This window comes from Brevundimonas sp., from assembly GCF_032107865.1.
GTDB lineage: Bacteria > Pseudomonadota > Alphaproteobacteria > Caulobacterales > Caulobacteraceae > Brevundimonas.
Map to the genome: position 1 here is coordinate 1 of NZ_DAMCNG010000126.1, position 8,120 is coordinate 8,120.

The window sequence follows — 8,120 nt, forward strand, 5'->3', positions numbered from 1 at the left end:
CTGGCGGGACGCGCCGCGCCCGCCGCCTCGGACGGCGCAGGCGCTTCGACGCATCTGCCGTCCCAACCCTGGTCCGAACAGGCGGTGAAGGCCGCCTTGGCCGAGGGGCGCCCGGTCCTGGTCAACTTCACCGCCGACTGGTGCGTGACGTGCAAGGTCAATGAAAGCACGGCCCTGTCCTCGTCCCGTACGGCTGAGGCATTGGACCAGGCGAACGCCGTTTATCTGGTCGGCGACTGGACGCGACGCGACGACGCCATCACCGCCGAGCTGCAACGCCACGGCCGCTCGGGCGTGCCCCTCTATCTCGTCTATGCGCCCGGCCGGCCTGAGCCGCGCATTCTGCCTCAACTCTTGACCGAAGGCGTCGTCATCGACGCCCTGAAAGACGCCGCCGCCCGCTAAACCATCCCCCCGAGGAGACCGCCATGTTCCGCCTGCTGACCGCCGCCTCCGCCTCGCTCCTGCTGCTCGCCGCCTGCCAGCAGCAACCCGCCGCATCGCCTGAACGGTCCAAAACCGCCGCCGTCGCGCCCGAAGCGACCGAGGCGCCCGCGCCTGGCGAAATGGCCCCGGCCTTCACCCTGGTCGACGCCGAGGGGCAGCAGCGCTCCCTGGCCGATTTCCGCGGCAAGACGGTGGTGCTGGAATGGACCAACGAAGGCTGTCCCTTCGTGAAGAAGCACTACACCGGCGCCATGCAGGCCCTGCAGCGCGAGGCGACCGCCGACGGCGTGGTCTGGCTGACCATCATCTCCTCGGCGCCGGGAACTCAAGGCTTCGTCGAGGGCGAGGAGGCGCAAGCCTGGAAGGCCAAGCATCAGGCCGCCTTCACCCATCTGCTGCTCGACCCGACCGGCGAGGTCGGCAAGCGGTATGACGCCAAAACCACGCCGGACATGCGCATCATCGACCCGGAGGGACGGCTGATCTTCGTCGGCGGCATCGACGACCGGCCGACCAACAAGGTCGAAGACCTGGACGGAGCCAACAACTTCGTTCGCGCCGCCCTGGCCGACGCCAAGGCCGGCCGCGCGGTCCAGACCGCCTATGCCGCGCCCTACGGCTGCGCCATCAAATACCCGGAGACTGTCGAGGGCTGAGGACGGCCTTCCCGGCCATCCTCCAGTCGGGCCTCAACTCGAGGCTAGGCCTCGGGCTGAGGCGGCGAGGTGATGACCTCGACGTTGTCGTTCAGCAGATAGGACAGCTCGTCGAGGGCCAGCTTGCGGGCGGCCGCGTCGGAGGCGCTCTCCAGCGCCGCGACCTTGACCGGAATGTCTTCGGAAATGCCGCGCAGGATGCATTTCAGGTCGTTGTCCGTGCCGCGCTCCTTGAGGATCAGATGGCCCTGCATGTCGCGCTGGGCCAGGTCCGTCGCCTGCCCCTTGAACGTCGCATAGGCCGCACCGGTGAAGAAGCCGGCCTTGTCCGCCTCGCCCGAAGCCATCCAGGCGTCGACGATCGTCTTCAGGGCGCCCGAACGGGCCACCAGATCGGCGAACAGGGGCTCCTGGGCCACCGAGACCGGAGCGGCGGGCGCCACCGGCGGCAGGGCGGCGGCTTCGGCGACGGCGGGATCAGCCAGCATCAGGGCGACGGCGAGAGCTATTCCGCAGGACATGGCGTGCCTTTCACAAGGGACTGGAGCGACGGACTTCCACCAGGAAATCCTTGTTGACCCAGTCTTGGATTGAACTCTTCACGGCCTGAGCCGTAAACCAGAGCTTGCAAGCGCCGGGCCAAAAGCCGGGACCGCCATGGGGAGACGACGATGCCGCACGCCGCCTGGGCCGAACTCGAGGCCGCCGCCCGCCGGGACATCGACGCCCGCATTCAGGATCAATTCACCGCCGACGCCGGCCGACTGGCGCGGCTGACGCTGGACGTGGCCGGTCTGCACATCGACCTGTCCAAGCAGAGCTGGACCCAGGCGGGTCTGAAAGCGGCGCTGGCCCTGGCCCGCGCCTGCGACGTCGAGGGCCGACGCGCGGCCCTGTTCAACGGCGAGGCGGTCAATCTGACCGAAGGCCGCGCCGTGCTGCATCCAGCCCTGCGCGCGCCGGACGGCGGCGACTTCCGCGCCCTGGGCGAGCCGGTCTCGGCCGAAGTCGAGGCCGTGCGTGCTGAAATGAAAGCCTATGCCGAAGCTTTGCGGTCCGGGAATGAAACAGGCGCGAGCGGACGCCCCTTCAAGACGGTGCTCCATATCGGCATCGGCGGTTCCGATCTGGGACCGCGCCTGATCTGGGACGCCCTGCGCCCGCTCGATCCGGCTATCGACCTGCGGTTCGTCGCCAACATCGACCCGCGCGACATGGCCGAAGCCCTGATCGGACTGGACCCCGAAACCACCCTGGTGATCGTCGTCTCCAAGAGCTTCACCACTCAGGAGACCCTGCTGAACGCCCAGGCCGCCAAGGCCTGGCTGGCCGCCGCCCTGCCCGCCGAGGGGATGGCGAAACACTTCATCGGCGTGACGGCCGCGCCAGACAGGGCTGCGGCTTTCGGCTGCGGCCGCACCTTCGCGTTCCGGGACTGGGTCGGCGGGCGCTATTCCCTGTGGTCGGCGGTCAGCCTGTCCTGCGTCATCGGCCTGGGCTGGGAAGCGTTCCAGGGCTTCCTCGACGGCGCCGCCGCCCTGGACCGGCACTTCCTCGAGGCGCCGCTGGAGAAGAACGCGCCAGTGATGCTGGCCCTGGCCGAGATCTACAACGTCGACGGCCTGCACCGCCCGGCGCGCACTGTCGCCCCCTACGCCCACGACCTGCGCCGCCTGCCGGCCTTCCTGCAGCAGCTCGAAATGGAATCGAACGGCAAGCAGGTGCGCCGCGACGGATCGCCTGTCGGCCGCCAGACCTGCCCCGTCATCTTCGGCGAGCCGGGCGCCAACGGCCAGCACGCCTTCTTCCAGCAGTTGCATCAGGGGCCGCAGGTCGTTCCGGTCGAATTCATCATCGTGGGCCGCACCTGCGCGGAAACGCCCTCGACCTATCTGTGGGCCAACGCCCTGGCCCAGGGGCAGGCCTTGATGCTGGGCAAGACAGAAACCCAGGCTCGCGCTGAACTCATCGCGTCGGGCGCATCCGAGGACGAGGCCGACCGCCTGGCGCCGCACAAGACCTTCCCCGGCAACCGACCATCGACCGCCATCCTGATGGAGCGGCTGACGCCGCAGACCCTCGGCGCCCTGATCGCCCTCTATGAGCACAAGACCTTCGTTGAGGGCGTGCTGTGGGACATCAACAGCTTTGACCAATGGGGCGTCGAACTGGGCAAGGTTCTGGCCAAGGCCCTGCTGAAGGACGCCGCCACGGGCACGCCCTCGGCGGATCTCGACCCCTCCACGGCGGATCTGTTGCGACGGCTGACGGCCTGATCCTCGTAACACCGACCCTGCGGCGGCCGATGAGTCTGACCAGGCGCGCGGCGCAAATCCGTCAGTAGGGATCGATGCTGCGCACTCGGCCGTCGTCGCTGACCACGCAGACCGAGCGATAGGAGCCGGTCCCCATCACCATGCGCCAGTCTCCGCCCCCGGCCTCACGCACGCTGATGGGCGTCGAACTGCCGCGCGGTCGATTCTGGAAGTCATCGGCGCGCGACGAACAGGCCTGCTGCGCCGCCCAAGGCGCACGACGCACATGGTCGGTGTTCGAGGCCCGGCGATTGCTGCGCTCGGCCTCCCCCGCCAGATAGCCGTCGTGATAGGCCTCGCTGTCGTTGCGGTCATAGGTCGCGCCATAGAGGGCGTCCTGATAGCCGCGCGAATAGTCTCCGTCGTGCTGCTCGTCGCGCTCGTCATGGTTGCGGTTGTGATGCGCCAGCGCCGCCGCCAGGCCGATCACGGCCGCGCCCGCCAGAACAGCCGCTGCGGCGTTGCCGCCGCCATGCGACCCGGCATCACACTGCCCGCGATCGACCCGGTCGATGGCGGCGTAGCGGCCGTCGGCGGTCGAGATCTGCACACAGTCGCCGCCGCGTCGCCAATAGCTCCACTTCGTCGCCCCGCCTTCCTGGGTGCGGACGAATTCATAACCGCGCCGCTGGAGCTCGCCCTCGGCCTGGCCCCCTCGGGCGCCGACAAGGTCGCGAAGGTCAGGCGGCGTCTGGGCCTGGGCGGCCGAGGCGGCAAGGCTTGCGGCCGCAAGGGCGGCGATACTGGATTTCATCATGGACATGGGGCGTCTCGCGGTTGAGGGGCTCAGGGCACGCATACGCTTGGGCCGCACCAGGGGCGGCCTCCTAAAATACCACCGATTGGCGGAGGGCGCAGCCGTCCGAACCGAGGTTCCTTGACGCAGGGCGCCGGTGCTAAGCATGGCGCCGCAACGAACAGCGAGGCGGCCATGGACATGATGCTGGAGTTGACGGTCGCCACCGCCATGGTGCTGCTGACCGTGGGCACGCACGCCATCGGGCTGCTCTGCCTGGGTCGCGTGCTGGCGGCCCTGGAATCACGCGAAAGCCGGGTTCCGGCAGCGGTCCGCCTCAACCCCCTGTCCACACGCGGCGCCCTTTATACGGTGACGCTGGTGCTGGGCCTCTTCTTCATCCACGGCTTGGAGATCTGGAGCTACGCCGCCCTCTTCTACCTGCTGGGCGCCGTGTCGGACCTGCGCGAGGCGGTCTATTTCTCGTCGATCAGCTACAGCTCCATCGGCTATGGCGACGCCTCCATCGACCCCGAATGGAAGCTGCTGGGCGCGATCGAGGGCATCAACGGGGCCATACTGCTGGGCTGGACCGTGGCCTTCTTCGTCTCCGTCATGGGGCGGTTGATGCCGACCGCCGAACGAGGCAGCGGCTTCGAATAGGGCCGGGCCAAAGAAAAAGGCCCGGCCGTTCAGCCGAGCCTTTCCTCATCTCACGCGCCGCCTACCAGCGGCGGTCGTAACGGTAGTCGCGATCCCGATCGCGGTCGCGGCGGTTCTGATGGCTGCGCCATTCGCCGTGGTTCCGCCAGGAACGGCCGTCGCGGTAATAGCGGCCGTCGTCCCGTTCATAGCGACCGTTGTAATAGCCGTCGCGGCTGTTGATGCCGTGCTCGCGCTCCCAGTGGCCCTGGTTCCGATAGCAGCGGCCGCCACGGCGGTAGCCGCAGTCGTCGTTGTTCGAGGACGACGCCGCGCCCAGGGCCGCACCCGCCAAGGCGCCGCCCGCGACATAGCGTCCGTCGCCCTGACCGATCAGAGCGCCGGCGACGCCGCCGACCACGGCGCCCAGGACGGCGTCACGACCGGTGTTGTCGCGATCGCGGTCGCGATAGTGCTGAGCGGCGGCCGGGGTCGAAGCCAGCATCGTCAGGGCGATAACGCCGACGCCGATCTTGGACAGGGTCTTCATGGCGGGCTCCTTTCGAAAGCCGGTTGATCCGTTGTCCCCCTTTTAGCGCCGCCTGTCTGAACGACCTCGGGGGGGACCGTTCATTTTCGCTTCATCTGAGCGCCGAATTTCAGGCCCCGTCGCCCTTGACGCTCTCCCTCCCCCTGCCTAACTCCCCGGTCGTTAGCACTCGGGGAGGGCGACTGCCAAAGTCGCGGGCTCCGAGGGCTGGAACCAACATCCTAACGGGAGTTACTCAGATGGCGTTTCGTCCGCTCGGCGACCGCGTGCTGGTCAAGCGCGTTGAAGAAGAATCCAAGACCAAGGGCGGGATCATCATCCCCGATACGGCCAAGGAAAAGCCCCAGGAAGGCGAAGTCGTCGCCGTGGGCCCCGGCGTCCGTGACGAAGACGGCAAGTTCGTCGCCCTGGAGCTGAAGGCCGGCGACCGCGTCCTGTTCGGCAAGTGGTCGGGCAGCGAAGTGAAGATCGACGGTGAAGACCTGATCATCATGAAGGAATCCGACGTCCTGGGCGTGCTGTCGTAAGACGCGCCTCGGTTTCCGGTTTCTCTCGTAAAAACATCTAGATAGGAGCTGCCCGCATGGCCGCTAAAATCGTAAAATTCAACACCGACGCCCGCGACAAGATGCTGAAGGGCGTCAACGTCCTGGCTGACGCCGTCAAGGTGACGCTGGGTCCGAAGGGCCGCAACGTCGTGATCCAGAAGTCGTTCGGCGCCCCGCGCTCGACCAAGGACGGCGTCTCGGTCGCCAAAGAGATCGAGCTGGAAGACGCCTTCGAGAACATGGGCGCCCAGATGATCCGCGAAGTCGCCTCCAAGGCGAACGACAACGCGGGCGACGGCACCACCACCGCCACCGTTCTGGCCCAGGCCATCGTGCAAGAGGGCCTGAAGGCCGTCGCCGCCGGCATGAACCCGATGGACCTGAAGCGCGGCATCGACCAGGCCGTCGCCGTGGCCCTGGACGAAGTGAAGACCATCTCCAAGCCGGTCTCCAACAACTCGGAAATCGCCCAGGTCGGCACCATCTCGGCCAACGGCGACGCTGAAATCGGCGAGCTGATCGCCCTGGCCATGGCCAAGGTCGGCAACGAAGGCGTCATCACGGTTGAAGAAGCCAAGACCGCCGAAACCACCGTCGACATCGTCGAAGGCATGCAGTTCGACCGCGGCTACCTGTCGCCCTACTTCATCACCAACCCGGACAAGATGGAGGTCTCCCTCGAAGAGCCCCTCATCCTGCTCCACGAGAAGAAGCTGACCTCGCTGCAGCCGATGCTGCCGGTGCTGGAAGCCGTGGTTCAGTCGGGCCGTCCCCTGCTGATCATCGCCGAGGATATCGAAGGCGAAGCCCTGGCGACCCTGGTCGTCAACAAGCTGCGCGGCGGCCTGCGCGTCGCCGCCGTCAAGGCTCCGGGCTTCGGCGACCGCCGCAAGGCCATGCTGGAAGACATCGCCATCCTGACGGGCGGCCAGGTCATCTCGGAAGACCTCGGCATCAAGCTTGAGACGGTCACGCTCGACATGCTCGGCAAGGCCAAGAAGGTCCAGATCACCAAGGACGACACCACCATCGTCGAAGGTTCGGGCGAGAAGGACGGCATCGAAGCCCGCGTCGGCCAGATCAAGCGTCAGATCGAGGACACCACCTCGGACTACGACAAGGAAAAGCTGCAAGAGCGTCTGGCCAAGCTGGCCGGCGGCGTCGCCGTCCTGCGCGTCGGCGGCTCGACCGAAGTCGAGGTGAAGGAAAAGAAGGACCGCGTCGACGACGCCTTGAACGCAACCCGCGCCGCTGCCGATGAAGGCATCGTCCCGGGCGGCGGCGTGGCCCTGCTGCAAGCCTCCAAGAAGCTGATCGATCTGAAGGGCGTCAACGCCGATCAGAACGCCGGCATCAACATCGTGCGCCGCGCCCTGCAGGCTCCGATCCGTCAGATCTCCGAGAACTCGGGCGTCGAAGGTTCGATCGTGGTCGGCAAGGTCATGGACTCGACCGACGCTTCGTTCGGCTTCAACGCCCAGACCGAAGAGTACGGCGACCTCGTCCAGATGGGCGTGATCGATCCGGCCAAGGTCGTCCGTTCGGCTCTGAAGTCGGCCGCCTCGGTCGCCGGCATCATGATCACCACGGAAGCCGCCATCGCTGACGCGCCGAAGAAGGCCTCGGCCGGCGGCGCCCCCGACATGGGCGGCATGGGCGGTATGGGCGGCATGGACTTCTAAGTCCAAGTCACCTCACGCTGAGACTACGGAAGGGGCGGGATCGAAAGATCCCGCCCTTTTCTTTTCCTTCTCCCCTTGAGGGAGAAGGTGGCTTGCGGAGCAAGACGGATGAGGGGTGGCGGCGTGACGGTCTGATTTCAGCCCGTGCCGCCCACCTCCCCGACTTCTCGCCCCGCCAGACGCGCGCCTTCGACCACCGCCGGGTCGGTCCGGGCCGTGTCCAGCACCCAATCGCGGAAGCGGGCGATCTTGGGGGTCAGACGGCGGCCGGGCGGGTAGCAGAGCCAGTAGCCCTCAGCTAGGGCGACGGTCTCCTTGAATGGGCGCACCAGCAGGCCGCGCTCGATCTCGCGGCCGTAAAGGATGGGCGAACCCAGGGCCACGCCCTGATCGCCCAGCGCCGCCGCCACCTCCATCGCCTGGTTGTCGGCGGTCAGGCGCGGCGGCGGAGCGGCGTCGGCAGGCGCCACCCCGGCGGCGGCGAACCAGGCGGCCCACTCCTCCGGCTCTCCGACCAGATGGGCGCGCTTCAGGTCCGCAGGCG

10 protein-coding genes are annotated in these 8,120 nt (G+C 67.5%); 6 read left to right on the top strand and 4 right to left on the bottom strand.

Annotated features, from left to right (window positions below; all coding sequences use genetic code 11):
• Both RT567_RS10940 and RT567_RS10945 read left to right on the top strand, forming a co-directional pair.
• The coding region (locus RT567_RS10940) for a thioredoxin family protein (RefSeq protein ID WP_313576404.1) at nt 1-405 on the top strand (405 nt) is incomplete at its 5' end.
• A 23-nt stretch (nt 406-428) separates the two neighbouring features.
• Complete coding sequence (locus tag RT567_RS10945) at nt 429-1,103, top strand: thioredoxin family protein (protein ID WP_313576405.1); 675 nt, start codon at nt 429-431, stop codon at nt 1,101-1,103.
• 44 nt (nt 1,104-1,147) lie between these two features.
• On the opposite strand, the gene RT567_RS10950 is transcribed toward RT567_RS10945, so the two are convergent.
• A complete protein-coding gene (locus RT567_RS10950; protein ID WP_313576406.1) occupies nt 1,148-1,624 on the bottom strand; it encodes a hypothetical protein in 477 nt (158 codons plus the stop codon).
• 150 nt (nt 1,625-1,774) lie between these two features.
• Between RT567_RS10950 and pgi the strand changes: the two genes are divergently transcribed.
• Nucleotides 1,775-3,379 (top strand): glucose-6-phosphate isomerase, encoded by a 1,605-nt coding sequence (gene pgi, locus RT567_RS10955; RefSeq protein WP_313576407.1) that lies wholly within the window; start codon nt 1,775-1,777, stop codon nt 3,377-3,379.
• Nucleotides 3,380-3,440: 61 nt separating this feature from the next.
• On the opposite strand, the gene RT567_RS10960 is transcribed toward pgi, so the two are convergent.
• Nucleotides 3,441-4,181, bottom strand: coding sequence for a hypothetical protein (locus tag RT567_RS10960; protein ID WP_313576408.1), 741 nt, complete (start codon nt 4,179-4,181; stop codon nt 3,441-3,443).
• Nucleotides 4,182-4,349: 168 nt separating this feature from the next.
• On the opposite strand from RT567_RS10960, the gene RT567_RS10965 reads away from it, so the two are divergent.
• Nucleotides 4,350-4,817: an ion channel gene (locus RT567_RS10965; protein WP_313576409.1), complete on the top strand. Its 468-nt coding sequence runs from the start codon at nt 4,350-4,352 to the stop codon at nt 4,815-4,817.
• 61 nt (nt 4,818-4,878) lie between these two features.
• On the opposite strand, the gene RT567_RS10970 is transcribed toward RT567_RS10965, so the two are convergent.
• Nucleotides 4,879-5,346, bottom strand: coding sequence for a hypothetical protein (locus tag RT567_RS10970; RefSeq protein WP_313576410.1), 468 nt, complete (start codon nt 5,344-5,346; stop codon nt 4,879-4,881).
• Nucleotides 5,347-5,585: 239 nt separating this feature from the next.
• Between RT567_RS10970 and groES the strand changes: the two genes are divergently transcribed.
• On the top strand, nt 5,586-5,873 hold the full coding sequence (groES, locus tag RT567_RS10975) for a co-chaperone GroES (RefSeq protein WP_003166488.1): 288 nt from the start codon (nt 5,586-5,588) through the stop codon (nt 5,871-5,873).
• A gap of 56 nt (nt 5,874-5,929) precedes the next feature.
• Entirely contained in the window at nt 5,930-7,576 is a 1,647-nt protein-coding gene (gene groL / locus RT567_RS10980; RefSeq protein WP_313576411.1) for a chaperonin GroEL, read from the top strand.
• 137 nt (nt 7,577-7,713) lie between these two features.
• Here the strand turns inward: groL and RT567_RS10985 are convergent.
• Nucleotides 7,714-8,120 (bottom strand): LysR substrate-binding domain-containing protein (locus RT567_RS10985; RefSeq protein WP_313576412.1); only part of this gene is annotated, 407 nt, incomplete at its 5' end.

Bases quoted from the DNA above. Each gene is read 5' to 3' on its own strand.
- RT567_RS10945 (WP_313576405.1), top strand. From the start codon at position 429: ATGTTCCGCCTGCTGACCGCCGCCTCCGCCTCGCTCCTGCTGCTCGCC.
- RT567_RS10950 (WP_313576406.1), bottom strand. From the start codon at position 1,624: ATGTCCTGCGGAATAGCTCTCGCCGTCGCCCTGATGCTGGCTGATCCC.
- pgi (WP_313576407.1), top strand. From the start codon at position 1,775: ATGCCGCACGCCGCCTGGGCCGAACTCGAGGCCGCCGCCCGCCGGGAC.
- RT567_RS10960 (WP_313576408.1), bottom strand. From the start codon at position 4,181: ATGTCCATGATGAAATCCAGTATCGCCGCCCTTGCGGCCGCAAGCCTT.
- RT567_RS10965 (WP_313576409.1), top strand. From the start codon at position 4,350: ATGGACATGATGCTGGAGTTGACGGTCGCCACCGCCATGGTGCTGCTG.
- RT567_RS10970 (WP_313576410.1), bottom strand. From the start codon at position 5,346: ATGAAGACCCTGTCCAAGATCGGCGTCGGCGTTATCGCCCTGACGATG.
- groES (WP_003166488.1), top strand. From the start codon at position 5,586: ATGGCGTTTCGTCCGCTCGGCGACCGCGTGCTGGTCAAGCGCGTTGAA.
- groL (WP_313576411.1), top strand. From the start codon at position 5,930: ATGGCCGCTAAAATCGTAAAATTCAACACCGACGCCCGCGACAAGATG.